This window comes from Hamadaea flava, from assembly GCF_024172085.1.
Taxonomy (GTDB): domain Bacteria; phylum Actinomycetota; class Actinomycetes; order Mycobacteriales; family Micromonosporaceae; genus Hamadaea; species Hamadaea flava.
This window is the reverse complement of sequence record NZ_JAMZDZ010000001.1, coordinates 4,485,139-4,508,988: the sequence shown is the minus strand read 5'-3', so window position 1 is coordinate 4,508,988 and position 23,850 is coordinate 4,485,139. Positions and strand designations below refer to the sequence as shown.

Annotated in this window: 21 protein-coding genes, 1 pseudogene and 1 riboswitch; of the genes and pseudogenes, 15 read left to right on the top strand and 7 right to left on the bottom strand. The window is 69.4% G+C overall.

Annotated elements, in window-relative coordinates; genetic code table 11:
• Positions 1 to 83: 83 nt before the first annotated feature.
• The 3 genes and pseudogenes from HDA40_RS21280 to HDA40_RS21270 form a co-directional block, all read left to right on the top strand.
• Entirely contained in the window at positions 84 to 1,070 is a 987-nt protein-coding gene (locus HDA40_RS21280) for an ABC transporter ATP-binding protein (RefSeq protein WP_253758568.1), read from the top strand.
• Positions 1,067 to 2,062 carry an ABC transporter permease subunit gene (locus HDA40_RS21275; protein ID WP_253758566.1) on the top strand — a complete coding sequence of 332 codons (996 nt, stop codon included), beginning with the start codon at positions 1,067 to 1,069 and terminating at the stop codon, positions 2,060 to 2,062. The genes HDA40_RS21280 and HDA40_RS21275 overlap by 4 nt, the downstream gene beginning before the upstream one ends.
• A 211-nt stretch (positions 2,063 to 2,273) precedes the next feature.
• Positions 2,274 to 2,495 (top strand): annotated as a pseudogene (locus HDA40_RS21270) (DUF3263 domain-containing protein); the annotation flags it as partial.
• A gap of 11 nt (positions 2,496 to 2,506) precedes the next feature.
• On the opposite strand, the gene HDA40_RS21265 reads toward HDA40_RS21270, so the two are convergent.
• Positions 2,507 to 3,466 (bottom strand): helix-turn-helix transcriptional regulator, encoded by a 960-nt coding sequence (locus HDA40_RS21265; RefSeq protein WP_253758564.1) that lies wholly within the window; start codon positions 3,464 to 3,466, stop codon positions 2,507 to 2,509.
• Between the two features lie 62 nt (positions 3,467 to 3,528).
• Between HDA40_RS21265 and HDA40_RS21260 the strand changes: the two genes are divergently transcribed.
• The 6 genes from HDA40_RS21260 to HDA40_RS21235 all read left to right on the top strand — a co-directional run bounded on the left by HDA40_RS21260 (position 3,529) and on the right by HDA40_RS21235 (position 12,207).
• On the top strand, positions 3,529 to 4,983 hold the full coding sequence (locus tag HDA40_RS21260) for an MFS transporter (protein WP_253758562.1): 1,455 nt from the start codon (positions 3,529 to 3,531) through the stop codon (positions 4,981 to 4,983).
• 150 nt (positions 4,984 to 5,133) lie between these two features.
• The gene (locus HDA40_RS21255) at positions 5,134 to 7,818 is read left to right on the top strand and encodes an alpha/beta fold hydrolase (RefSeq protein ID WP_253758560.1); all 2,685 of its coding nucleotides are present in this window, start codon (positions 5,134 to 5,136) and stop codon (positions 7,816 to 7,818) included.
• Positions 7,815 to 8,687 carry an ABC transporter permease gene (locus tag HDA40_RS21250; protein WP_253758558.1) on the top strand — a complete coding sequence of 291 codons (873 nt, stop codon included), beginning with the start codon at positions 7,815 to 7,817 and terminating at the stop codon, positions 8,685 to 8,687. The genes HDA40_RS21255 and HDA40_RS21250 overlap by 4 nt, the downstream gene beginning before the upstream one ends.
• 96 nt (positions 8,688 to 8,783) lie before the next feature.
• Positions 8,784 to 8,902: riboswitch (SAM riboswitch) on the top strand.
• Between the two features lie 10 nt (positions 8,903 to 8,912).
• On the top strand, positions 8,913 to 10,175 hold the full coding sequence (thrC, locus tag HDA40_RS21245) for a threonine synthase (protein WP_253758556.1): 1,263 nt from the start codon (positions 8,913 to 8,915) through the stop codon (positions 10,173 to 10,175).
• 185 nt (positions 10,176 to 10,360) lie between these two features.
• Positions 10,361 to 11,386, top strand: a complete 1,026-nt coding sequence (locus tag HDA40_RS21240; protein WP_253758554.1) for a GNAT family N-acetyltransferase — start codon at positions 10,361 to 10,363, stop codon at positions 11,384 to 11,386.
• A gap of 56 nt (positions 11,387 to 11,442) precedes the next feature.
• Positions 11,443 to 12,207, top strand: a complete 765-nt coding sequence (locus HDA40_RS21235) for a DUF8814 domain-containing protein (protein WP_253758552.1) — start codon at positions 11,443 to 11,445, stop codon at positions 12,205 to 12,207.
• Here HDA40_RS21235 and HDA40_RS21230 read toward each other — a convergent pair.
• Together HDA40_RS21230 and HDA40_RS21225 are read right to left on the bottom strand one after the other, a co-directional pair.
• A complete protein-coding gene (locus HDA40_RS21230) occupies positions 12,204 to 12,881 on the bottom strand; it encodes a TetR/AcrR family transcriptional regulator (RefSeq protein WP_253758550.1) in 678 nt (225 codons plus the stop codon). The two genes, HDA40_RS21235 and HDA40_RS21230, sit on opposite strands and share 4 nt — an antisense overlap.
• Positions 12,882 to 12,959: 78 nt before the next feature.
• The gene (locus tag HDA40_RS21225) at positions 12,960 to 13,439 is read right to left on the bottom strand and encodes a hypothetical protein (RefSeq protein WP_253758548.1); all 480 of its coding nucleotides are present in this window, start codon (positions 13,437 to 13,439) and stop codon (positions 12,960 to 12,962) included.
• A gap of 135 nt (positions 13,440 to 13,574) precedes the next feature.
• Between HDA40_RS21225 and paaN the strand changes: the two genes are divergently transcribed.
• Positions 13,575 to 15,209 (top strand): phenylacetic acid degradation protein PaaN, encoded by a 1,635-nt coding sequence (gene paaN / locus HDA40_RS21220; protein ID WP_253758546.1) that lies wholly within the window; start codon positions 13,575 to 13,577, stop codon positions 15,207 to 15,209.
• On the opposite strand, the gene HDA40_RS21215 is transcribed toward paaN, so the two are convergent.
• Complete coding sequence (locus HDA40_RS21215; protein ID WP_253758543.1) at positions 15,206 to 15,985, bottom strand: serine hydrolase; 780 nt, start codon at positions 15,983 to 15,985, stop codon at positions 15,206 to 15,208. The two genes, paaN and HDA40_RS21215, sit on opposite strands and share 4 nt — an antisense overlap.
• Before the next feature lie 306 nt (positions 15,986 to 16,291).
• Between HDA40_RS21215 and HDA40_RS21210 the strand changes: the two genes are divergently transcribed.
• The 4 genes from HDA40_RS21210 (at position 16,292) to HDA40_RS21195 (ending at position 19,985) form a co-directional block, all read left to right on the top strand.
• On the top strand, positions 16,292 to 16,495 hold the full coding sequence (locus tag HDA40_RS21210) for a cold-shock protein (protein ID WP_027342428.1): 204 nt from the start codon (positions 16,292 to 16,294) through the stop codon (positions 16,493 to 16,495).
• A gap of 102 nt (positions 16,496 to 16,597) precedes the next feature.
• Positions 16,598 to 17,572, top strand: coding sequence for a hypothetical protein (locus HDA40_RS21205; protein WP_253758540.1), 975 nt, complete (start codon positions 16,598 to 16,600; stop codon positions 17,570 to 17,572).
• Between the two features lie 329 nt (positions 17,573 to 17,901).
• Positions 17,902 to 19,521, top strand: coding sequence for a chaperonin GroEL (gene groL, locus HDA40_RS21200; RefSeq protein ID WP_253763715.1), 1,620 nt, complete (start codon positions 17,902 to 17,904; stop codon positions 19,519 to 19,521).
• A 197-nt stretch (positions 19,522 to 19,718) separates the two neighbouring features.
• Positions 19,719 to 19,985 (top strand): DUF4031 domain-containing protein, encoded by a 267-nt coding sequence (locus tag HDA40_RS21195; RefSeq protein ID WP_253758538.1) that lies wholly within the window; start codon positions 19,719 to 19,721, stop codon positions 19,983 to 19,985.
• Between the two features lie 8 nt (positions 19,986 to 19,993).
• Here the strand turns inward: HDA40_RS21195 and HDA40_RS21190 are convergent, their stop codons facing one another.
• Positions 19,994 to 20,614 carry an HD domain-containing protein gene (locus tag HDA40_RS21190; RefSeq protein WP_253758536.1) on the bottom strand — a complete coding sequence of 207 codons (621 nt, stop codon included), beginning with the start codon at positions 20,612 to 20,614 and terminating at the stop codon, positions 19,994 to 19,996.
• A 63-nt stretch (positions 20,615 to 20,677) separates the two neighbouring features.
• Here HDA40_RS21190 and HDA40_RS21185 point away from each other — a divergent pair, with 63 nt between their 5' ends.
• Positions 20,678 to 21,331, top strand: a complete 654-nt coding sequence (locus HDA40_RS21185) for a copper homeostasis protein CutC (RefSeq protein WP_253758534.1) — start codon at positions 20,678 to 20,680, stop codon at positions 21,329 to 21,331.
• 78 nt (positions 21,332 to 21,409) lie between these two features.
• Here HDA40_RS21185 and HDA40_RS21180 read toward each other — a convergent pair whose 3' ends face one another.
• Complete coding sequence (locus HDA40_RS21180) at positions 21,410 to 22,810, bottom strand: sugar porter family MFS transporter (RefSeq protein ID WP_253758531.1); 1,401 nt, start codon at positions 22,808 to 22,810, stop codon at positions 21,410 to 21,412.
• A gap of 55 nt (positions 22,811 to 22,865) precedes the next feature.
• Positions 22,866 to 23,747, bottom strand: coding sequence for a GNAT family N-acetyltransferase (locus tag HDA40_RS21175; protein ID WP_253758527.1), 882 nt, complete (start codon positions 23,745 to 23,747; stop codon positions 22,866 to 22,868).
• Positions 23,748 to 23,850 lie beyond the last annotated feature (103 nt).

Genomic DNA, 23,850 nt, shown 5'->3' with positions numbered 1-23,850 from the left:
GATCTGCTGCCAACGTGGTGCACGAAACGCCGGGCGGTTGACGAGGGTCAGCGGTAGCTCGGAATGCGCTGTACTGTCCCCGCATGGCTCCCGTACTCGAGATTCACGGGCTTCACAAGACCTACCGTGGGCTGTTCGGCGGATCGCGTACCGCCCTGGACGGCTTCGACATGGTGGTCGAGGCCGGTGAGGTGCACGGCTTCCTCGGCCCCAACGGTTCCGGGAAGACGACGACGCTGCGTACCCTGCTCGGCCTGATCAAGGCCAACGGCGGCGAGATGCGCGTCCTCGGCCGCCCGGTACCCGACCACCTGCCCGCCGTGATCGGCGAGGTCGGAGCCATCGTCGAGAGCCCGCAGTTCTTCGGGCACTTCTCCGCGCGCGACACGCTCAGCCTGCTCGCCGACGCCGGGAACGTGCCGCAGACCAGAGTGGACGAAGTCCTGGAACTCGTCGGGCTGCGTGACCGCGCCAAGGACAAGGTCAAGGCGTACTCGCTGGGCATGAAGCAGCGGCTCGCGGTGGCGTCCGCGCTGCTCAAGCAGCCGCGTCTGCTCATCCTCGACGAGCCGGCCAACGGCCTCGACCCCGGCGGCATCCGCGAGATGCGCGACCTCATGCGCGGGCTCGCCGCGGGCGGCATGACCGTGGTGCTCTCCAGCCACATCCTCAACGAGGTCGAACAGATCTGCGACAGCGTCACCATCATCTCGCGCGGCCGCCGCGTCACCGCCGGCTCCGTGGCGCAGGTCCTGGCCGCGCATTCCACCGGTCAGGTGTTGGTACGCCTGGAGTCGCCGGCTGATCTCGCGACGGCTGGCGCGGCGTTGACCGAGGCCGGTGGACGGGTCACGGCCCACCCCGATCATCTGCTGGTCGCCGGGATCGCCAAGCCCGCCGAGATCACCCGTACGCTTGCCGCCCGGGACCTGTTCGTCAGCGAGCTGTCCCCGGTGGTGGCCGACCTGGAGAGCGTCTTCCTCCAGCTCACCGGCACCGCCCCGGTCACCGGTCAGCACCGGCAGGTGGACCAGTCCGTCGTCGCTCCCGTCTCTGAGGTGACCGCATGAGTCTCGTCCGCGCCGAGCGCCGCCGCCTGCACAAGCGGCGCGTCACCCAGGTCATGCTCGTGGTCGGCCTGCTCATCCTCGGCCTGATCGCGGCGGGCGCCTGGTTCTCCAACCAGAAGGTGAGCGACGCGACCCGGGCGAGCGCGGCGGCCCAGGCGCAGCAGCAATTCGAGCAGAACGAAAAGGACTGGAACGACCGCTTCAAGCAGATGTGCGAGGAGGACGTCAAGGCCGGTCGGGCGCCTGAAGGCGCGTGCCAGGGTCCGCGTCCCGAGGACTTCCGGGCCGAGTACTACATGCCGAGCACGTTCGACTTCAAGTCGTCGTTCCGCGAGATGATCATGGTCTGGGCGATGATCCTCGCCTTCGTCGCGCTCGTCATCGGAGCCTCCTCGATCGGCGCCGAGTGGAGCAGCGGCAGCATGATGAACCTGCTGACCTGGCAGCCCCGCCGCGTACGCGTCCTCGCCACGAAGCTGGGTGTGCTGGTCGCCTCGCTGATCGGGTGGGCGATCGTCGTCGGAGCACTGTGGACGGCGGCGATGTGGGTCACCGCGGTCTATCGCGGCACCACGGCCGGGATGACGTCGGGTACCTGGCAGTCCTTCGGACTCACCGGACTGCGCGGGCTCGGGGTCGTGGCGGCCGGGGCCATCTTCGGCTTCGTGCTGGCGTCGCTGGGGCGGCGTACGGCGGTCGCGATGGGCGTCCTGATCGCCCTGATCGTCGTCACCCAGTTCGGGCTCACGATTCTGCTGTTCATGGCGAAGGTCCGCTACCCGGAACTGTTCTTCGTGGGCAACTACCTTCAGGCCTGGATGAACGGCTCGGTCACGCTCTACGACCAGAACAGCTGCGTCTACGACACCGGAATCTGCCAGCCGGCGACCCTGGTGCTCACCTGGCAGAAGGCGGGCTCCATCTTCGGGGCCGGGCTGGTTGCCTTGGTGGGCCTGGCCATGTGGCAGATCCGCACCCGCGACGTCGCCTGATCTCCCGTTCGAGACGTCGCTTGATTTCCCCGTTAGACTGGGCGAACGTGCTCGGGATAACGGGGAGGGTCAATTTATGGCGGAAGTGGATGTCCACCGACAAGCCATAATCCCCTCCCAACGTGAAGCGACCGTGCCGACGGCCGAGGAGTCCGACGACTTCCTCGACTCGGACCTGCCCGCGCGTCCGATCCCGACGCAGCGCGTCACGCTGTCCGAACGGGATCAGGCGATGCTGGCCTTCGAACGGCAGTGGTGGAAGCACGCCGGGGCCAAGGAACAGGCCATCCGGGAGACCTTCGAGGTCAGCGCGACCCGCTACTACCAGCAGCTCAACAAGCTCCTGGACGATCCGCAGGCGTTGGCGTACGACGCGGTGCTGGTCAACCGGCTGCGGCGGCTGCGCATGAGCCGCGCGCGCAGCCGGGCCTGAACCGGCTCGCCTCACCCGGCGGCGCGCTGGTAGCGATCGGCCACCTTGCGCAGCTCCTCGACGAGTTCGGGAGAGTCCACCACGGTGAAGTCGTGGCCGATCGCGCCCAGCCAGACCGCCATCATCTCCACGTTGTCCGCGCCGAGCGTGATCGCGCTGCGCTCGTCGTCGACCGCCTCGACCGGGCCCAGCATGGCGGGCAGCCGCTCGGCGACCACTTCGGCCGAGGCGTGGACGATGATCCGGGCGGTGAACCGCCACGTCGCCGAGCCGACGCCGCGTGACACGTACGCCGCCAGATCCTCGGCCGGCAGCGGCCGGGGAGCGAAGCGTGGGCCGGTCGGGATCTTCGGCTCCATCCGATCCACCCGGAAGGTACGCCAATCCTGCCGCTCGACGTCCCAGGCGACCAGGTACCAGCGGCGACCCCAGGTCACGAGGCGATAGGGCTCGACGTCGCGGCGGCTGACCGAGGTGTCGTGCGACCGATAGTCGAAGCGCAGGCGTTCGTGGTCGCGGGCGGCGTTCGCGATCGCGGTCAGCACGGCCGCGTCGACGCGGGGACCGGGCTGGTCCGGCCCGACTGCCACGGTGTAGCTCTGCAACGTGTTGACGCGACGGCGCAACCGGCTCGGCAGCACCTGTTCCAGCTTGGCCAGCGCCCGGAGCGCGGTCTCCTCGATCCCGGCGACCGAACCGGTGGCCGCCGTACGCAGCCCGACCGCGACGGCGACGGCCTCCTCGTCGTCGAGGAGCAGCGGCGGCAGGTTGGCGCCCGCCCCGAGCCGGTAGCCGCCGATCGCGCCCCGGGTGGCGTGCACGGGATAGCCGAGCGAGCGCAGCCGGTCGACGTCGTTGCGGACGGTCCGGGTGCTCACTTCGAGGCGGCCGGCCAGCTCGCTGCCGCTCCATTCGCGTGGGGTCTGGAGGAGGGAGAGCAGACGAAGCAGGCGGGCGGAGGTTTCCAACATGCCGTCATTCTGCCGGAGCATTAGGAACGGGGTGTTCCTATTGGATTGGCAGAGTCAGCGGCATGAGAAATCACAAGTGGCTCGGCCTCTTCGCCATCCTCGCCGCGACGATCATGAACCTGCTCGACTCGACGGTGGTCACGGTGGCCGCCCCGGCCATCCGCGCCGACCTCGGCGGCTCGTACGCCAGCCTGCAGTGGATCGCCGCGTCCTACACCTTGGCGCTGGCGGTCGGGCTGCTCACCGGCGGGCGGCTCGGCGACATGTTCGGCCGCCGCCGGATGCTCATGATCGGCGTGGTCGGCTTCGTCGTCGCCTCGCTGGCCTGCGCCGCCGCCTGGTCGCCGGAGGCGTTGATCGGCGCGCGCGTACTGCAAGGGCTGTTCGGCGCGGTCATGATCCCGCAAGGCTTCGGGCTCATCCGGGACCTCTTCCCGCCGCACGAGATCGGCAAGGCGTTCGGCGCGTTCGGCCCGATCATCGGCCTGTCCACGATCCTCGGCCCGATCGTGGCCGGCCTGCTCGTCGACGCCGACCTGTTCGGCACCGGATGGCGCGCGGTCTTCGCCGTCAACCTCCCGATCGGGCTCTTCGCGCTGCTGGCCGGGGCGAAAGCACTTCCCCTCGGCGTCAGCCCCGCTGCGCGTACCCTTCGCTTGGACGTGGGCGGCGCGGTGCTGGCCGGGGCCGGAATGCTGATGCTGGTCTACCCGCTGGTGCAGGGCCGCGAGCTGGGCTGGCCCGCGTGGCTCTTCGCCCTGCTCGCCGCGTCGGTGGCCGTGCTCGGGGTGTTCGTCATGAGCCAGGTACGCCGCAAGCGGTCCGGTCGCACGCCGCTCGTCGAACTGAGCGTCTTCAGCAAGCGGTCCTACTCGACCGGTGTCCTCTTCGTGATCGTCTTCTTCGGTGCGGTCGTCGGTCTGTCCCTCGCGATCGGCCTGTTCCTGCAGCTCGGACTGGGTTACAGCCCGGTCAAGGCCAGCCTGACCATGGCGACCTGGGCGGTCGGCGCGTTCGTCGGCACCGGGTTCGCCGCCGGGACGATGGCCAAGCTCGGCCGGCACGTCCTGCACCTCGGGCTGGCGCTCATCGCAGCCGGACTGACCTGGGTGTACGCCGTCTTCGCGCAGGCCGGCGTGGGTGTCGACGGCGGCGACCTGGCCCTGCCGCTGCTCGTCTACGGCGTCGGCATGGGCATGATCTTCGTGCCGCTGTTCGACATCATCATGGCCGGCGTCGCCGATCACGAGGTCGGCTCGGCCTCCGGGATGCTGGAGTCGCTCCAGCAGTTGGGCGCGTCGCTGGGCGTGGCCGTGCTCGGCACCGTCTTCTTCGGCACGATCGGTACGCGCTTCGACCCGGCGACCTCCGTGGCCGCGTCGAAGACGGTCACCCTGATCACCCTCGGGCTGATCGGGCTGGCCTTCGTCCTCGGCTTCTTCCTGCCGCGCCGCGCCCGCGCACACGCCCCCGCCGCTCCCGTTCCCGCTGACGCTCCCGACCTCGTCGCCGCCTGAGTTCTGGCGGCAGATCAGGGATATGCATGCGATCTTGGGGTTCGGAAGCATGCATATCCCTGATCTGCTCGGAACCGCCATCGGTGGGAAACGGCCGCATCGGGGGGAACCCCGATGCCGGTGTGCCGACCCACCCTTACGGTTGGCCTCATGCGCAGCATCTCCCGGCGCCTTGTCGGCGTCGTAGCCGCGATCGGCCTAGCCGTCGCGGCGGTCGCGATCGCGGCCCAGCCCGCTCAGGCGGCGTACCAGACGGTGGAGACGATGGTGCCGGGCGCGCAAGGCGACGATCCCGCCGTCCTCGACACCACGCTGTATCTCCCGAGCGACGGCAAGAGCAAGCATCCCGCGGTGCTGCTGGCGCACGGCTTCGGCGGAACGAAGCTGTCGGTCGCGCAGGACGCCAAGGATCTCGCCGATCGCGGGTACGCGGTCCTCACCTACTCCGCGCGCGGGTTCGGGCGCAGCACCGGGCACATCCACCTGGACGCCCCGCAGTACGAGATCAAGGACGCCCAGCTGCTGCTGGACTGGCTGGCCGCGCGTACGGACATCGAACTCGACGGCGCGGGAGATCCCAAGGTCGGCGTGGTCGGCGGTTCCTACGGCGGTGGCCTCGCCCTCCTGCTCGCGGCGTACGACCAGCGTGTGGACGCGATCGTGCCGATGATCACCTGGAACGACCTGGGCACCGCGCTCGTGCCGAACGGCGTGTTCAAGCAGGCATGGGCGGGCGTCTTCTTCGCCGGCGGCGCTTCCGCCATGGGCGCGCCGGCCAAGGGCGCCGGGGCGGGCGATCCCGCTTGTGGCCGGTGGGCGGCCGACGTGTGCGCGGCGTACCTCAAGCTCGCGACGACCGGTGTGCTCGACGATCAGACGAAGGCACTGCTGGGCGAGCGCAGCCCGGCCGGCGTGCTCAACCGGATCAAGGCGCCGACCCTGCTGGTCCAAGGCGAGGCGGACACCCTCTTCCCGTTGTCCGAAGCGGACGCGAACGCGCACGGCATCACCAACGCTCCCGTACGCGTGGCCTGGTTCACCGGCGGCCACGACGGCGGCGACGGCGCGCAGTCCGATCAGGACCGGGTCAAGTTCCTGATGCTGCAATGGCTCGACCACTACGTACGCGGCGACGGCGACGCTCCGTCGACGAGTTTCACCTACTCCCGGGTCACCGGGCTCGACGCCGTCGAGCGGGGGCGGCTCGCCACCGGCTACTCCGTGGACGCGTACCCGGGGATGGGGGGCGACGCGACGACCACGGTCGAGCTGAGCGGCCGGGCCCAGGAGATCGCCAGCCCGCCGAACGGCTCACCCGCGGCGGTGTCCTCGCTGCCCGGCGCGGGCGCGGCCGCTTCGTTGCTCAGCAGCCTCGCCGCCGACCTGCCCGGCCAGCACGCCCGGTTCGACACCGAGCCGATCAGCGGCGGGCTGACCGTCGTCGGCTCGCCCAAGGTCCGGATCAAGGTGGCCTCGCCGACCGGCGAGGCGACGATCTTCGTCAAGCTTTACGACGTCGCGCCGGACGGCACCGCCACGTTGGACAACGGGCTGCTCACGCCGCTCAGGCTCACCGGACTGCCGGCGTCGCTGAGCACGGCCCAGCCGGTCGAGGTCACCCTGCCGGGCATCGTGCACCGGGTCGAGGACGGCAACCGGCTGCGGCTCGTCGTCGCCACCGCCGACCAGGCGTACCTCGGGCCGGTCGACCCCGTCACCTACTCGGTGGACCTGGCCGCCGCCCAGCTCACGCTGCCGACGGTGAACGGCACGCCGATCCAGACCTCCGAGGCGCTCTGGGTCTGGGTGCTCGCCGGCCTGGTCGCGGCGCTGATCATCGGGGTGATCGCGGCCGTGGTCATCGCGCGGATCCGCGGCCGGCGCAAAGAACAGAAGATCACCGAGGAGTACGCCGAGACGCCGCTGTCGGTCAAGGGACTGCGGAAGACGTACGGGAAGTTCGTGGCGGTCGACGAGATCAGCTTCACCGTCGAACGGGGTCAGGTCGTCGGTCTCCTCGGCCCGAACGGCGCCGGGAAGACGACCAGCCTCCGCGTGCTCATGGGGCTCACCCAGGCGACCGCCGGCGACGTGCTGATCTTCGGGCACAAACTGGCCCCGGGCGCGCCGGTGCTCTCCCGGATCGGGGCGCTCGTCGAAGGGCCGGGCTTCCTGCCCCACCTCACCGGTGAGCAGAACCTGCGCGCGTACTGGCGGGCGACCGGACGGCCCTGGGAGGACGCGCAGTTCACCGAGGCGCTGGCGATCGCCGGACTCGGCGACGCGATCCATCGACGGGTCAAGACGTACTCGCACGGCATGAAACAGCGGCTGGCCGTCGCCCAGGCCATGCTCGGCCTGCCCGAACTGCTCGTGCTGGACGAGCCGACCGACGGCCTCGACCCGCCCCAGATCGCCGAGATGCGCCGTGTCCTCCAGCGGTACGCGGTCGACGGCCGGGCGGTGCTGGTCTCCAGCCACCTGCTGGCCGAGGTCGAGCAGACCTGCACGCACGCCGTCGTCGTCCACAAGGGCCGGGTAGTGGCCTCGGGCCGGGTGGACGAGATCGTCGGCGACACCCCGACGACCCAGTTCGAGGTGAACGATCTCGATCTGGCTCAGAAGGTGCTCGACCGGGTGGACGGCGTCGCCGGGTACGCCGTCGACGGCGACCGCACGCTCGTCGCCGACCTGGGCGAGGTGTCCCGCAGCGAAGCGGTCGCCGCCCTGGTCCGCGCCGGGGTCGGCGTCGACCGGGTGACCCCGCGACGGCGGCTCGAAGACGCGTTCCTCGCCCTGGTCGGCGACTCGACGGCAGGAAGTGGAGACCGATGAGCACCCTCACCGTTCAGGGCGCGGCCGAGGGCTACCGCGCGCACCGCACGTTGACCGTCGGCTCGGAGTGGCGTCGGCAATGGCGCCGTCGGCGTACGCAGTTGGCGCTGGGCTTCATGGTCCTGCTCCCGCTGATCCTGCTGGTCGCCTTCCAGCTCGGCTCGTCCGACGACGACGAGTCCGGCGGCCGCGGCCAGTTCTCCGCACTCGTCGACGTCGCGACCGCGGGCGGGCTCAACTTCGCGTTGTTCACGCTGTTCGTCAGCTCCGGCTTCCTGCTGGTCGTCGTGGTCGCCCTGTTCTGCGGCGACACCGTCGCCAGCGAGGCGAGTTGGGGGAGCCTGCGCTATCTGCTGGCGATCCCGGTTCCGCGGGCCCGCCTGCTGGGCGTGAAGCTGACCGTCGCCCTCGGCTACTGCGCGGTGGCCATGCTGACCCTGCTCGGCACCGCGCTCGCCGTCGGCACCCTGCGCTACGGCTGGCACCCGCTGCGCTCCGGCCTCGCCGCCGACATCCCCACCGGCGAGGGCCTCGTCCGGCTGCTCGCCGTCACCGGTTACCTGGGGCTCTCCCTGCTGGTCGTGGCCGGGCTGGCGTTCCTGCTCTCCACGCTGACCGACGCCCCGCTCGGCGCGGTCGGCGGTGCGGTGCTGCTCTACATCGTGTCCAGCATCCTCAACCAGATCACGGCGCTCGGCGTCATCCGGAACCTGCTGCCGACCCACTACAGCCAGGCGTACCTGGGGCTGCTGACGACGCCGGTGCAGGTGGACGACGTCGTCAAGGGCGCGATCTCGGCGGCGGCGTACGCCGCGATCTTCTGGATCGCCGCCTGGATCCGCTTCCTCCGGAAGGACGTCACCTCGTAACCGCCTCATGACCGAGAGGTGAGAGTCACATCTCACCTCTCGGAACCTGGTCGCAGCCGGGATCATGGTTCTGCTTAACTGGCTGCACAACCGAATACCTCATCCAGAGGAGCAGAGGGACACGGCCCGATGAAGCTCCGGCAACCCCTGGCCCGGCCATAGTGCTGCGGCGGTAGGTGCCAACTCCGTCCGGATTCAACCCGGGAAGATGAGAGGAAAGTTCTCATGACTGTGCTTGGCACGGCATCGCCCGCCCGCAACCTCGTCTGTCGCGCCTGCGGCGCCACCTACCCCCTCGCGGCTCAGCACGCCTGTTTCGAGTGCTTCGGACCGCTCGAAGTCGCGTACGACATCGAAGCTTTGAAGCAGGTGACCCGCGAGCAGATCGAGGCGGGCCCGAACAACATCTGGCGCTATGCCGGCCTGCTGCCCGCTGGCCAGGACGAGGCCGCGCGGGTGACCCTGAACCCGGGTCTCACGCCGCTCGTGCGCGCGGACCTGCTGGCCGCGGAGCTGGGCATCACCGGCGGTCTGTGGATCAAGGACGACTCCGCCAACCCGACCCACTCGTTCAAGGACCGCGTCGTGTCGGTCGCGCTCAGCGCGGCGAAGGCTTTGGGCTTCCAGCGGTACGCCTGCGCGTCGACTGGCAACCTCGCGAACTCGGTCGCCGCGCACGCCGCCCGCGCCGGTGTCCCGTCGGTGGTGTTCGTGCCGCACGACCTGGAGCCCGGCAAGATCGTGACGACGGCGGTCTACGGCGGTGACCTGGTCGCGATCGAGGGCTCCTACGACGACGTCAACCGGCTCTGCTCGGAGCTGGTCGAGACCGACGAGTTCGAGGACACCGCGTTCGTCAACGTCAACGTCCGGCCGTTCTACGCCGAGGGCTCGAAGACGCTGGGCTATGAGGTCGCCGAGCAGCTCGGCTGGCGGATCCCGGCGCAGGTGGTCATCCCGATGGCCTCCGGCGAGCTGCTGACCAAGATCGACAAGGCGTTCGAGGAGCTGGTCGAGATCGGGCTGGTCGAGGCGCCCGCCGAGGGCTGGACGGTCTTCGGCGCGCAGTCGGCCGGGTGCAACCCGATCGCGCTGGCGCTGCACAACGACACCGACGAGATCCAGCCGCAGAAGCCGACCGGCATCGCGAAGTCCCTGAACATCGGCGACCCCGCCGCCGGCCCGTACGCCCTGGAGTCGGTGCGCCGCACGGGCGGCTGGATGGAGTACGCCGACGACGAGGAGATCCGCGCTGGCATCCAGCTGCTGGCCCGAACCACCGGCGTGTTCGCCGAGACGGCCGGCGGCGTGACCACGGCCTGCCTCGTCAAGCTCGTCAAGACCGGTCGCCTCGACCCGGCCAAGGAGACCGTCGTGTTCAACACCGGCGAGGGTCTGAAGACCATCGACGCCGTCGCCGAGCAGGTCGGCCCGACCTACCGGGTCAAGCCGTCGCTCAAGGCGGCCAAGGAAGCCGGCCTCCTCTGACGGCTCCTTGAGCACTCTCTTCGAGCGCTGTCCTCCAGCTCTGTCTTTGAGCGCTGGATCAGGATTCTGGGTCGAATCTTGGGGCAAGATTCGAGCGGGAACCCTGATCCAGCGTCCGTCCCAGCGTCCGGCGTGAACGGTGAAAACCGGGTGCGGCCGCGCCCGTCGTGGGCGACGCTGGGGGCATGAGTCTGCAGATCACCCCCGTGACCCCCGGCGATCCCGAGTCACTCGACAACTACGTCATCGCCGCGACGGCTTTGCATAAACATGAAACGCCCGCGTTCCCGCCACCGACGCGAAAGCGCCTGGAGCGCATGTTCGAGCATCCCTGGCCAGGCAACGTCCACGAGAACTACGTCGCGCTGGCGGCCGGCGAGGTCGTCGGATTCGTCGACGTGGAGCACTACACCGAGGACAACCTCGACAAGGCCGGCCTCGAGATCGGCGTCTCCCCCGAGCACCGGCGCCGCGGCTTCGGCCGTGAGCTGCTCGCCTTCGCCGAGGATCGGGCGCGCGAACTGGGCAAGAAGACGGTCAACAGCCACTCCGCCTGGACCCTGCCCGAGCTGAACCTGGTCGCTCCGGACGAAGACGGCCCGGCATTCGCCCGCGCGATGGGATATCGCGACGCGTTGCCCGAGGTCAACCGGGTCCTCCAGCTGTCGGACGGCGACGAGTCCGTCCTCGACGAGATGCTCGCCCACGCGCGCGCCAAGGCCGACGGTTATCGCCTGATCCGGTGGAACGACCCGACTCCCGACGACATCGTCCACGACATCGCGTACCTGGACGGGCGGCTGCTCGCCGACGCGCCGATGGGCGACACCGGCTGGGAGCCGATGAACGTCGACGCCGACCGCGTACGCAAGACGGAGGCGGCGATCATGGCCCGCGGCCGGACCAGCTTCCACACCGGCATGGTGCACGAGGAGACCGGCCGGGTCGTCGCCTGGACGACGATCTCCGCCGAGGACGATAGCGACTGGCACGGCTGGCAGCAGATCACCATCGTCGATCCCGATCACCGGGGTCACCGCCTCGGCGCCCTCGTCAAGGTCGAGAACCTGCGGTGGTACCGGGAGCAGAACCCGAAGGTCACCGCGATCGACACGTTCAACGCGGCGGAGAACGGCTACATGATCTCGATCAACGAGCAGATGGGCTTCCGCCCCCAGTACGCCTTCCAGAACTGGCGCAAGGACTTCTGAGCGGATCAAGCGTGTCGGGTACGCCCTGAGCTGGGCGTACCCGGCATCATGGTGCCATGATCAAGCGGGGGGTCATGCTGGTCGTGGCGTTGGTCATGGGTCTGCCCGGGGCGGCCTGGGCGGACGATCCGTTCGAGGCCCGGGTGTACGCCACCCGCGAGGGCCTGATCGGCGAGGTGACCGCGAACGGACACCGCATCGCGAGCGAGGACCTCTTCGCCGCACTGCCGTCCCGGCTCGGCCTAGCGGGCCGCAACCAGGGCAATCGCACCGTACGCGTCTGCACCGCGACCCGGTGTGTCTTCATTCCGGTCTGGGACGTCGGCCCGTGGAACACCAAGGACGACTACTGGAACGCGAACCGTCAGATGTGGAAGGACCTGCCTCGGGGCAAGCCGGCCGCGCAGGCGGCGTACGCGGACGGCTACAACCGGGGGCGCGACGAGTTCGGGCGTACCGTCAGCAATCCGGCGGGCATCGACCTCGCGGACCGCGCCTTCCGCGACGGCCTCGGGCTGCGTGACAACGCCTGGGTCCGCGTGGCCTTCCTGTGGACGACCCCAGGCCCGCGCGGCTCGGTCGCCACCGACGGCTCCCCACTGCTGGTCCGCGACAAGCCGTCGCGCACCGGCGCGGTCGTGGGGTTCGCCGCCGGCGCCGCGCAGCTTCCCATCTCCTGCCAGATACGCGGTGAGCAGATCACCGGTGAGGCGGGCGCGACGGATCTGTGGGATCGCGTGGCGCCTGGGAAGTACGTGTCGCACGCCTTCGTGGCGACCCCGGCAGGCTTCACCGCCCCTCCCTGCACCCCCGCGCCCTAGCGGAGCATGCGGAGCAAGGCGAGGCCTTGCACGGTCACCGGGCGGAAGACTTTGAGGCGGGACAGGCCGACGAGGTGTTCCAGGTACAGGACGCCGCGCTGGATGATCTTGTGGGTCTTCGTCTGGTCCGGCGACTCGTCGTGCACCCAGTAGACGACGACGCCGAGCTGGAGCAGCCAGAGCAGTTCGGGCAGCTCGGCCCGGAGGGCCGGGTCCATCTTGGTGGTCGTGCCGTCGACGAGTCGCTGGAAGATGTCGAGCGAGATCTTCCGGGACTCCTCGGACTCCGGGCTGAACGGGCTGACCGGTGAACCCGGCACGGCGGCGAGCCCGATGAACTTGCCGGCGAACTCGTGGTGCGGCCCCCAGACGCGCATCCCCGACTCCAGTACGCCGAGCAGCTGGTCGCCGAATGCGCCCCCGGCGGTCAGGATCGGCTCGACGGCGGCGGAGTGCTCGCGCTGGAGTTCGAGGTAGAACTCCTGGACGAGGGCTTCCTTGCTGCTGAAGTAGTAGTACGCGTTGCCGACCGAGAGCCCGGCGGCCGAGGCGATGGCCCGCATGGTCGTCTTCTCGTAGCCGTTCTCGCCGAAGAGCCGGATCGCGGTCTCGACGATCAGGCGGCGGGTCTGCTCGCCCTTGCCGGATGTGGCGCCGGGGCTGGGTTCGGTCACGTCGTTCACCGTATAACCAGGCGGAGCGTGGCTCGCGCCACGCTCCGCCTGCCCCCGATCGAGTGAGTCACGCGCGACTCACAGTGGCGGTTGCAGCTGAGTTTGCGGCTGCATCGCCGGTCGCGGTCCTTGCGGCGGCTGGTACGCCGCGGTGGCGGCGGGGTGCTGCGGCCGTCCCGGCGGGAGGTGCGGCGGCACGAGCTGGGCCAGGTTCTGGCGCTGGATCCGCTTGCGGAACCGGGTCAGCACGAAGACGTTGAAGAAGTGGATCGCGCCGAGCGCGAGCATCACGATGCCGAGCTTGGTGACCAGGTTCTCGACGGCGGCGGTGGCGTCGGTGACGGTCTCGGTCGTCTTCATGGCGAGCGCTACGTACCCCAGGTTGAGCAGGTAGAAGCCGACGACCAGCAGCTTGTTGACGCTGGCGGCGAGCTCCTCGTCAGCGAGCGCGTCCTTCAGGAACACCTGCCCGTTGCGAAACAGCGTCCGGGCGACCCAGACGGTCAGCGCGACGGTGACTACCAGATAGGCCAGGTAGAGGCCGAGCTTGGGATCCATTGCCCCAACTCCAGTCGGTGACGACGTGGTCGAGCGCGTCTTTTGAACGCGTTCAACTTGACGACTCAGACGCTAGCACCACGACTTGAACGCGTTCAAGTGTGACCGTGACCACGCGTCGGGCATGATGAGGGCATGTCTTTCTTCGCCACCCATGAAGAGCTGCTCGACCGGGCACAGCGGGCGATCGCCGAGCGTGTGTACTGGTCGGCGTACCCCGAGTCGCCGAGCCCCAAGGTCTGGGGGGAGGCCGCCGCGCCCGACGGGAAGGCGGCGTTCGAAGCCCTGCTCGGCCAGGACTTCCCGTTGCCCGGCTCAGGAGCACGGATCGCCCCGGAGAAGTCCCCGTTCGGTATCGACCTGGACGTCCGGTACGCGACCACGCCCGCCGCGGAGTTGATCGCGAACGCGTCCGCCGCGCTGCCGGCCTGGCGCGACGCGGGTGCGCAGACGCGTACGGGGGTCGGGCTGGAGATCCTCGACCGGCTCAAGGGCCGGGTGTTCGAGCTGGCCAACGCGGTGCACGCGACGACCGGGCAGCCCTTCGTGATGGCGTTCCAGGCCGGTGGGCCGCACGCGCTCGACCGTGCGCTGGAGGCGATCGCGTACGCGTACGTGGAGATGACGCGGCAGGCGCCGACCGCGACCTGGGAGAAGAGGGGCGAAGTCTTCACGAAGACCTTCCACGTCGTCCCGCGCGGGGTCGCCCTGGTCATCGGCTGCAACACCTTCCCGACCTGGAACTCGTGGCCGGGCTTCTTCGCCTCGCTGGTGACCGGCAACCCGGTCGTCGTCAAGCCCCACCCGCGCGCGGTGCTGCCGCTGGCGATCACCGTGCAGATCGCGCGCGAGGTGCTCGCCGAGGCCGGGCTGCCCGAGGACGTCGTGCAGCTCGCGGTGGACACCCGGGAGGCTCCGATCGCCTCGGAGCTGGCGCTCGACCCGGCCGTGAAGATCATCGACTTCACCGGCTCGACGGCGTACGGGGAATGGCTGGAGGCCAACGCGCGGCAGGCCCAGGTCTACACGGAGAAGGCCGGGGTCAACACGGTCATCGTGGACTCCACCGACGACTTCGCCGGGATGTGCCGGAACCTGGCCTTCTCGCTCACGCTCTACAGCGGCCAGATGTGCACGACCCCGCAGAACCTGCTGATCCCGGCCGGGGGCGTCCCGACCGAGACTGGGCCGAAGTCGTTCGACGAGGTGGTCGCCGGGATCAAGGGTGCCGTCGAGGCGATCACCGCCGACCCGGCCAAGGCCGTCGAGCTCACCGGGGCCGTCGTCAACGAGGCCGTCCTCGACCGGATCGACGCGGCCCGCGCGCTGGGCGACGTCGTCCTCGACAGCCGCCCGCTCGACCATCCCGCGTACGCCGAAGCGACTGTGCGTACGCCGATGATCGTGTCGGTGAAGGACGGCTATGACACCGAGTGCTTCGGGCCGGTCGCCTTCGCCATCGCGACCGCGTCGACCGAGGACTCGCTGACGATCTTCCGGAAGACCGTGGGCGCGAAGGGCGCCATCACGGCCGCCGTCTACTCCACCTCCGAAGCGGTGCTCGACGAAGTCGAGCTGGCCGCGCAGGAGGTCGGCGTACACCTGTCGGAGAACCTGACCGGCGGAGTGTTCGTCAACCAGTCCGCCGCGTTCTCCGACTTCCACGCCAGCGGCGCGAACGCGGCGGCCAACGCCTCGCTCACCGACGGGGCGTACGTGGCCGGCCGGTTCCGCATCGTGCAGTCGCGCCGCCCCGCGCCGGCGGCCTAGTCGAGCGCCCGCTCTGCCAGGAGGTCCGACCCGACCTCCTGGCAGACCTGCTTTCCGTGGCCCAGCCCCAGCCGTTTCGGATACCGCAACAGGACGCTGACCACCCAGGCCGGTCCGATCGCCAGGCAGGCGACGTGCCACTGGTCGTCCTCGGGGCGCATGAACCAGCCGTTCTTGATGGCCACGGCGGCTCGATCCGACTTCGGCAACGCCAGTCGTACGCCGAAGTCGCCTTCTCCGCGTACCTGTCTCATCTGGGTGAGCAGCCACTCCGTCCATCGTGGACCGGCCGCCGTCCCCTCCGCCAAGCACTCACCGAGGCGTACGGTGTCGCGGGCCGACACGATGGTCGGGCTCCACCGGTTCTCCTGATAATCGGGCGCGCTGTCGGCCAGCCCGCACACGGACACCATCCGCTCGATCGTCACGATGCCGCCGTTGAGCCCGAAGACCTTCGTCGCCGCCGCGTTGTCGCTGTCGACGATCATCCGGCGCAGCATCGCCTGCGCCTTCGCGTCCGGGTCGGGATTCGTCTGCGTCAGGTAGTCCGCGGCCAGCCACACTTTCACCATCGACATCGTGTCGCTGTGTTCGGCCAGGTTCGCCGAGCCGACTACTTCCCGCGTACGCCGATTCAGGAGCGCCCAACTGAAGAAGCCCGGCGACTTGACGCGTACAAGTGGAGCGACCGGAGCCGACGCGGACGGCGACGGCGGCGCGGAGGCGGCGTTGACAGTGGAATGCGCGGGTTGTGGAGTCTCATGTAATGAGACCACCGCGACCGCCACGAGAAGGCCGATCGCGCACAAAAGAACCGATACCTGAACGTGATTCGGGCGCCAGCGGGTCGTCACGACGGGGTCAACCCGCGACGCCCGGAGATGGTGACGCAGGGCCGCTGACCAGGGCAGTCACCTGTCCGAATTCGGGTAGTGCGCAAGCGCACACTCTCAAGTATCGTGCGGTTCTGGCTGATGACATCGCTGGAGCCGGATGGATCTTCGATGTCATGGCTCCGGCGGGCGAACGCCCTTCGGGGGTCTACGACAGACCCAGCACCATCGAAGTGAGGAAGTGTCACAGTGGCACAGGGCACCGTCAAGTGGTTCAACAGCGAGAAGGGCTACGGCTTCATCGCCGTCGACGGGGGTCAGGACGTCTTCGTCCACTTCTCGGCGATCGAGATGGACGGCTACAAGGCGCTCGACGACGGCCAGCGCGTCGAGTTCGAGATTGCGCAGGGCCAGAAGGGTCCGCAGGCCGAGAAGGTCCGGATCATCGCCTGACCAGAAGCTTCAGCACCCCGGCGGCGCCGGCTGGCGAGGCTCATCCCCCCTCGCGAGTCCGGCGCCTTCTCATGCCCGCCGTTCCCCCTCACGGAGTGCCCGATGACCGAACTGCCGCCACCGTCCGACTATCTGCCCCCGCCGGCCGCCTACCAGGCGCCGGGGCAGCAGTACCCGAATCCGTACGACCCCCTCGTGAACCCGCCGTACGCGGGGATCGGGGGCTGGTTCGGCCGCATGTCGTCGGTGTTCCAGCGGTCATGGAAGTCCATCGCCGCCGTCTTCGCCATCACCCACCTGCTGCCCTCCATTGTGCTCGCCGTCGTGTCGGCGGTCGGCACGGCAGCGGTGCTGGTGCCGTGGCAGCAGGAGGTGCTCGACGCCGCCGAGTCCGGTGAGAACCCCCGGTTCGACACGCTCCTCGGTCCGTTCCTCGGGTTGATGGGCGCCCTCGTCGTCGCCGCGGTGCTCTTCACGGTGGTGGAGGCGGCCGGTTACGCCGCGGGCACCTATGTGGTGACTCGGGACGCGGCCGGCGCCCCGACCTCGGTCGGCGACGCGCTGCGGTACGGCTTCCGGCGGTGCCTCGGCCTGTTCGGCTGGAATCTCCTCACCGCTCTGCTCATCATCGCCGGGGCCGTCGCCTGCGTGCTGCCGGCGTTCTACGTGCTCGCCGCCACCGCCCTGGTCGGGCCGATCTACCTGTTCGAGCGGCGTACGCCCATCGGCCGGTCCTTCACGATCTTCAACAACAACCTCGGCCGGGTGCTCGGGCGGCTGGCCATGATCCTCGTGATCCTCATCGGCGGCTCGATCGTGACCAGCACGGTGGAGAACGTCCTCAACCTGGCCTTCGGCGGGCTCGGCTCGTTCAGCGCCGACCCGGGCAGCTCGGTGCAGCTCGCCGGGCAGACCGGGCTGTCGATGGCCGGCTCGGCGGTCGTGGCGGGCGTCGGAGCCGTCATCGGGCTGCCGTTCACGATGATCCAGTTCGTCGGGATCCTTCTCACGTACGCCGAACAGCGGGGGCACGAGGGGCCGGTCTCGGCGGGCTCGCTCGCCGCCGAACTCGACTGACTTCGGGGCTCGTTTTCCCAGATCAGGGTTATGCCTGCGATCTTGTGCCAAGATCACAGGCATAACCCTGATCTGCTGCTCCAGGGCGGACTCGCTTGCACTCGGCAGGGCAGAGTGCTAAACAAGGTGTTGGCACTCAGCTCGAACGAGTGCCAACACAATGGAAACCAAGAGTCGGAGCGGTGGGGTCGCCTGACCGTCCTCCTGGCGAGGGCGTTCGGTGACCGGTCGTCGCGGGCTATCCGCCCGGCGAAGGTGTATCAGACAGGCGGCGTTTCGTGCCCACCAAGGTGCGGAATGCCGGGATTGTCCAGGAGGACATCGCCGTTATGGCCAAGATGATCGCATTCGACGAGGAGGCGCGCCGCGGCCTTGAGCGGGGCATGAACACCCTCGCCGACGCCGTGAAGGTGACGCTCGGCCCGAAGGGCCGCAACGTCGTGCTGGAGAAGAAGTGGGGTGCTCCGACCATCACCAACGATGGTGTGAGCATCGCCAAGGAGATCGAGCTCGACGACCCGTACGAGAAGATCGGCGCCGAGCTGGTCAAGGAGGTCGCCAAGAAGACCGACGACGTCGCCGGTGACGGCACGACGACGGCGACCGTCCTGGCCCAGGCGCTGGTCCGGGAGGGCCTGCGCAACGTCGCGGCCGGCGCGAACCCGATGGCCCTCAAGCGGGGCATCGAGACCGCCGTCGCGTCCGTCGCCGAGGAGCTGGCCAAGCTCGCCAAGGACGTCGAGACCAAGGAGCAGATCGCCTCGACCGCGTCGATCTCCGCCGCGGACACGACCGTCGGCGAGATCATCGCCGAGGCGATGGACAAGGTCGGCAAGGAAGGCGTCATCACCGTCGAGGAGAGCAACACCTTCGGCCTGGAGCTTGAGCTCACCGAGGGTATGCGCTTCGACAAGGGCTTCAACTCGGCGTACTTCGCGACCGACGCGGAGCGCATGGAGGCCGTCCTCGAGGACGCCTACATCCTGATCGCGAACAGCAAGATCAGTAACGTCAAGGACATGCTGCCCATCCTCGAGAAGGTCATGCAGTCCGGCAAGCCGCTGACGATCATCGCCGAGGACGTCGAGGGCGAGGCCCTGGCCACGCTCATCGTCAACAAGATCCGCGGCACCTTCAAGTCCGTCGCCGTCAAGGCCCCGGGCTTCGGCGACCGCCGCAAGGCCATGCTGCAGGACATCGCGATCCTGACCGGCGGCCAGGTCATCTCCGAGGAGGTCGGCCTCAAGCTGGACTCCGTCGGCCTCGACATGCTGGGCCGCGCTCGCAAGGTCGTCGTCACCAAGGACGAGACCACGATCGTCGAGGGCGCTGGTGACACCGAGCAGATCAACGGCCGGGTGAACCAGATCCGCGCCGAGATCGAGAAGTCGGACTCCGACTACGACCGCGAGAAGCTCCAGGAGCGTCTGGCGAAGCTGGCCGGCGGCGTGGCCGTCATCAAGGTCGGCGCGGCCACCGAGGTCGAGCTGAAGGAGCGCAAGCACCGCATCGAGGACGCCGTTCGCAACGCGAAGGCGGCCGTCGAGGAGGGCATCGTCGCCGGCGGTGGCGTCGCCCTCGTGCAGGCCGGCAAGAGCGCGTTCGACAAGCTCGACCTGGCGGGCGACGAGGCGACCGGCGCCAACATCGTCAAGGTGGCGCTCGACGCGCCGCTGCGGCAGATCGCCGTCAACGCCGGCCTTGAGGGCGGCGTCGTGTCGGAGAAGGTCCGCAACCTGGAGACGGGTCACGGCCTGAACGCCGCCACCGGTGAGTACGTCGACATGCTGAAGGCCGGCATCATCGACCCGGCGAAGGTCACCCGGTCCGCGCTGCAGAACGCGGCGTCGATCGCGGCCCTCTTCCTCACCACCGAGGCCGTCGTGGCCGACAAGCCGGAGAAGGCCGCCGCGCCGGCCGCTCCGGGCGGCGGTGACATGGACTTCTGATCGCTCGCGATCAGAAGCAGAGGCACAGCTAAGCGCTTGCGCTTAGAAGCTCTTCGGGGCGGCCGGGGTTTCCCGGCCGCCCCTTTTCCCTGCGGATCACGGTTACGCATGCCAAACCGGCTCGGTGAGGCATGCGCAACCGTGATCCGCGCCTATCGGCGGGCCGAGGACGGGGCGTCCCGGGGGACAATGGGGGCGTGATCTACGTCGACCGGGCCCGGTGGCCCGCCCATGGGCGGTTGTGGGCGCATCTGGTCAGCGACGTCTCGTACGCCGAACTGCACGTCTTCGCCGAGATGATCGGTGCTCCGCCGCGCGGCTTCGACCGGGACCACTACGACATCCCGGCGGCCCGGGTGCCCTGGGCGATCTGGCTCGGCGCAGATCTGGTCGAGTCCCGCGAGATCGCGGCCCGGCTGCGCGCCGCCGGACTCCGCCGGCCGAAGCACCTCAGTCACCGCTGATCCAGCGCTCAAGTCGTCAGGGAGGCCAGTTCGCGGGTGAGGTTGGCCCGCGCCTTCTCCTCCCACGATTCGGCCAACGCCGGGATGCGGAAGAGCGCCGGCAGGTCCAGCAGACTCCGCAACACGGCGGCTCGTCCACTGCGGAACGCGTCGTCGGGAACGTGGGCGTACTCGGCTCGCACGGCGGCGGCGTACTCCAGATAGGACGGCCAGTCTCGGGCCAGGACGGCCAGGTCCGCGTCTGCCAGCAAGGCGCCGTTGCGGTCGCCGGGTTCCACCGTGTGACCGGCCGTCAGGCGTACCAGTCGTGCGACCTCCGCGACGGCCGGATCGGGCAGTTCGCAGCGGTCCAAGAGCTCCGCGGACAAGATCGCGCTGGCTTCCTCGTTGCCCGCGGATCGCGGGTCGTAGATCGCGTCGTGCCCCCACGCCGCCAGCCGGACGAGGTCGGGATCGTCCGCGAAAGCCGCGTGCTCGTCGATGACCGCGAGCATGAACCGCAGGTGGTCGACGGTGTGATAGTGCCGGTGCGGCTCCGACCACCGGGCCAGCAAGTCGGCGGCGACGGCGTCGTCCGGGCGGCCGCCGGCGGCGATCACGCTTGAGCGGAAGTGTCCGGTCAGGTCCACATCGCGAGCATAGTTCCAACCCCGTTCACCATCCCGTGCGCGCGGTTTGCCATGATCCCAGACGTGACACCCCTGCTCGAGGTCATCGCGCTCAGCCCGGCCGACGCCGAGGCCGCGCAGGCGGGCGGAGCCGACCGGCTCGAGCTCGTCGCGCAGATGTCGGCCGACGGCCTCAGTCCCACGCCCTCAGTCGCGGCTGCGGTCGTCGCCGCCACCGATCTCCCGGTACGCGCGATGCTGCGCACGACAGCCGACTTCGCGGCTGGGCCGGACCTGGTGGGGCTCGCGGACGAACTGCTCGCGACGGGGGTGGCCGGGCTGGTCTTCGGGTTCCTCGACGACTCCGGCGAGGTCGACGTCGCGACCTGCGAACGGATCGCGGAGCGGCTGCACGGGCGGCCGTGGACGTTCCACCGCGCCATCGACCATGCCCGGGACACCGATCGCGCCTGGGTCGACGTGCTCGACCTGCCGGGCGTCGACGCCGTGCTGACCGCTGGGTCGCCGGTGGGCGTACGCGAAGGCTGGGTGAACCTCGTCAAGCGTGACCCCAGCCGGGTGCTCGCCGGTGGCGGGCTCACCGAGGATGTGGTTCCGGCGTTGCTGGACGCGGGGATCCGGGCGTTTCACGTGGGCAGTACCGCTCGGGAGGACGGCTTGTGGACCTCGCCGGTGTGCCCGTCGGCCGTCGGGCGCTGGCGCGCCCTCCTCTCCTAGCCGTCTGGATGCAGATCACGGTTACGCAGGCAGAAACCGGCTCGGGAAGCCTGCACATCCGTGATCTGCCGCAAACAGCTACATGGATTCCAAAGCCCGGCCCTTCGTCTCCCGGACGGTTCGGAGGACGAAGATGAAGGCGAGCGTCGCGAAGATCGTGTAGACCAGGTACGCGAAGCCGAGGCCGATGTCGGACAGCGCCGGGAAGGTCGAGGAGACCAGCCAGTTGGCGATCCACTGGGCGGCGGCGGCGACCGCGAGCGCGGTGACGCGGATCTTGTTGCTGAACATCTCGCCGAGCAGGACCCAGACCACGGGTCCCCAGCTCATGCCGAAGGACACCACGTAGAGGTTGGCCGCGACCAGGGCGATCTTGCCCACCGTCGGGCTCAGGGTGAGGCTGTCACCGCTGCCGGTCGCCGTGCTGAAGGCCCAGGCCAGCGTGCCGAGGGTGATCATCATGCCGGCCGCGCCGATGAGCAGCAGCGGCTTCCGCCCGATCTTGTCCACCAGCGCGATCGCGACCAGTGTGGTGACGACGTTCGTGACGCTGGTGATCACGGAGATGACGAACGAGTCGCTCTCGTTGAACCCGACGGCCTGCCACAGCGTGGTCGAGTAGTAGAAGATCACGTTGATGCCGACGAACTGCTGGAACACCGACAGCAGGATGCCGACCCAGACGATCGGGAGCAGCCCGAACCGTGGTCCCTTCAGGTCGCGCAGCTGAACCTTGTCCTGGATGCCGCGCAGGCTGGCCTGGATGTCGCGGACCTGCTGGGCGGTGTTGCCGCCGACGATGCGGTCGAGGACGGTCTTGGCCTCATCGAGCCGGCCCCGGCGGACGAGATATCGGGGGGACTCGGGAATCTGGAGCGCGAAGATCAGGTACACGATCGCCGGGATGCACTCGGCGGCGAACATCCAGCGCCAGGCGTCACCGCCCCAGCCGATCGGGTTGCCGGCGCCGCCCGCGCTCTTGGCGATGGCGTAGTTCACGAGCTGGGAGGCGAAGATGCCCGTGACGATGGCCAGCTGCTGCAGCGAGCCCAGCCGCCCCCGGATGTCGGGCGGGCTGATCTCGGCGATGTATGCCGGGGCGATGACGCTCGCCGCGCCCACCGCGAGTCCACCTAGGATGCGCCACGCCGTGAGGTCGATCGGGCCGACCGCCAGGGCCGAGCCGATCGAGCCGATGAAGAAGACGATCGCGGCGATCACCATCACCTTGAGCCGGCCGTAGCGGTCGGCGAGGGGACCGGCGTACCAGGCGCCGACCGCCGAGCCGAGCAGGGCCGAGGAGACCACGAAGCCCAGTACCGCCGAGTTCAGGTGGAAGTCTTCCTTGATGGCGTCGACCGCGCCGTTGATGACGGCGGTGTCGTAACCGAACAGGAATCCGCCGAGCGCCGCCGCCGAGGCGACGAGCAGGACCGCACCGGTGTGGTGGGCGTGCGTACTGGTGGCAGAGGGCTGCATGAGGCCATCCTGCCCGACCCAAAAGCGACGGATGTCCGTTTCGGGAAAATTGGCGTTACAGGTCTTTGCTGTACAGGAAGAAGACCCGCTCGATGTACGCGTCCGCCGCCTGGGCGTAGAACGGCACCGGCCCGACCCAGCCGATCTGCGCCCGGGTCACGCCCGCCTTCGCCTGATCGGCCAGGCAACGCCGCAGCAACACCGAACCGATCCCCAGCCCCTTGGCGGCCGGCCGGGTACCCATCGGCCCGAACCAGCCCGGTCGCGTACAACCCCAGGCCGCGAATGCGATCGGCTCGCCGTCTTGCACGGCGATGTGCACCGCCTGCGCGGAGGTGATCTCGGCGGCCCAGTGCCCGCCCCATTCGGCGGCGATGATCGGCCGCAGCCGGGCGACGTCGTTCGCCTCGGCCACGCGTACCTCGACGCCCTGCTCGGCGAGCCGGGCCTCGGCGGCCGAGGTGTCGGCCAGCGCCTTCGACCCCGGTCGCAACTCGGCGGTCATGTTCCAGGCGGTGCGCTCATGGGCGTATCCGGCCTTGGTGAGCGTGCAGATCGCCGGGGTGTAGCGCACGTCCACGCCCGGGAACGCGTAGTCCGGCGGGTTGCCGGCCACCCGGACGACCTCACAACCCAGCTCGCGCAGCCCCTGCTCGGCCTGCGCGATCAGCTCGCTGCCCAGGCCGCGCCGCCGGTGCCCGGGATCGACCGCCAGCAGGTCCAGGTGCCCGACCGTGGGGTCCGCGTGGCTCACCGCGGCGAAGGCCACGCCGATCACGCGCGCCCCGTCGGTCGCCACGAAGCCGGTGGTACGCCGTTCGTCGGTCGGCCGGAGCAGTTCCACGATCTCGCGCGCTTCGGCCGCGTCCTCCGGGAGGAAGCTGCGCGTGAGCAGGTCGACGGTGCCGGGAAGGTGGTCGATGTGGAAGCGCTCCATGATCGCTGAGCGTACTCGGTCAACCTGACTGCACTCCTGGCGGCTCACGCCAGCGCTCCCCGGCGGGAGCCCTGTTCCCCCGGGTTTTCCCCAGGTGTGTGAA

What these genes read in the sequence shown, in the direction of transcription:
- HDA40_RS21255 (WP_253758560.1), top strand. Translation starts at nt 5,134, where the DNA reads ATGCGCAGCATCTCCCGGCGCCTTGTCGGCGTCGTAGCCGCGATCGGC.
- HDA40_RS21175 (WP_253758527.1), bottom strand. Translation starts at nt 23,747, where the DNA reads ATGGAGCGCTTCCACATCGACCACCTTCCCGGCACCGTCGACCTGCTC.
- HDA40_RS21205 (WP_253758540.1), top strand. Translation starts at nt 16,598, where the DNA reads ATGACCGAACTGCCGCCACCGTCCGACTATCTGCCCCCGCCGGCCGCC.
- paaN (WP_253758546.1), top strand. Translation starts at nt 13,575, where the DNA reads ATGTCTTTCTTCGCCACCCATGAAGAGCTGCTCGACCGGGCACAGCGG.
- HDA40_RS21240 (WP_253758554.1), top strand. Translation starts at nt 10,361, where the DNA reads ATGAGTCTGCAGATCACCCCCGTGACCCCCGGCGATCCCGAGTCACTC.
- HDA40_RS21225 (WP_253758548.1), bottom strand. Translation starts at nt 13,439, where the DNA reads ATGGATCCCAAGCTCGGCCTCTACCTGGCCTATCTGGTAGTCACCGTC.
- HDA40_RS21275 (WP_253758566.1), top strand. Translation starts at nt 1,067, where the DNA reads ATGAGTCTCGTCCGCGCCGAGCGCCGCCGCCTGCACAAGCGGCGCGTC.
- HDA40_RS21265 (WP_253758564.1), bottom strand. Translation starts at nt 3,466, where the DNA reads ATGTTGGAAACCTCCGCCCGCCTGCTTCGTCTGCTCTCCCTCCTCCAG.
- HDA40_RS21280 (WP_253758568.1), top strand. Translation starts at nt 84, where the DNA reads ATGGCTCCCGTACTCGAGATTCACGGGCTTCACAAGACCTACCGTGGG.
- HDA40_RS21180 (WP_253758531.1), bottom strand. Translation starts at nt 22,810, where the DNA reads ATGCAGCCCTCTGCCACCAGTACGCACGCCCACCACACCGGTGCGGTC.
- groL (WP_253763715.1), top strand. Translation starts at nt 17,902, where the DNA reads ATGGCCAAGATGATCGCATTCGACGAGGAGGCGCGCCGCGGCCTTGAG.
- thrC (WP_253758556.1), top strand. Translation starts at nt 8,913, where the DNA reads ATGACTGTGCTTGGCACGGCATCGCCCGCCCGCAACCTCGTCTGTCGC.
- HDA40_RS21250 (WP_253758558.1), top strand. Translation starts at nt 7,815, where the DNA reads ATGAGCACCCTCACCGTTCAGGGCGCGGCCGAGGGCTACCGCGCGCAC.
- HDA40_RS21260 (WP_253758562.1), top strand. Translation starts at nt 3,529, where the DNA reads ATGAGAAATCACAAGTGGCTCGGCCTCTTCGCCATCCTCGCCGCGACG.
- HDA40_RS21235 (WP_253758552.1), top strand. Translation starts at nt 11,443, where the DNA reads ATGATCAAGCGGGGGGTCATGCTGGTCGTGGCGTTGGTCATGGGTCTG.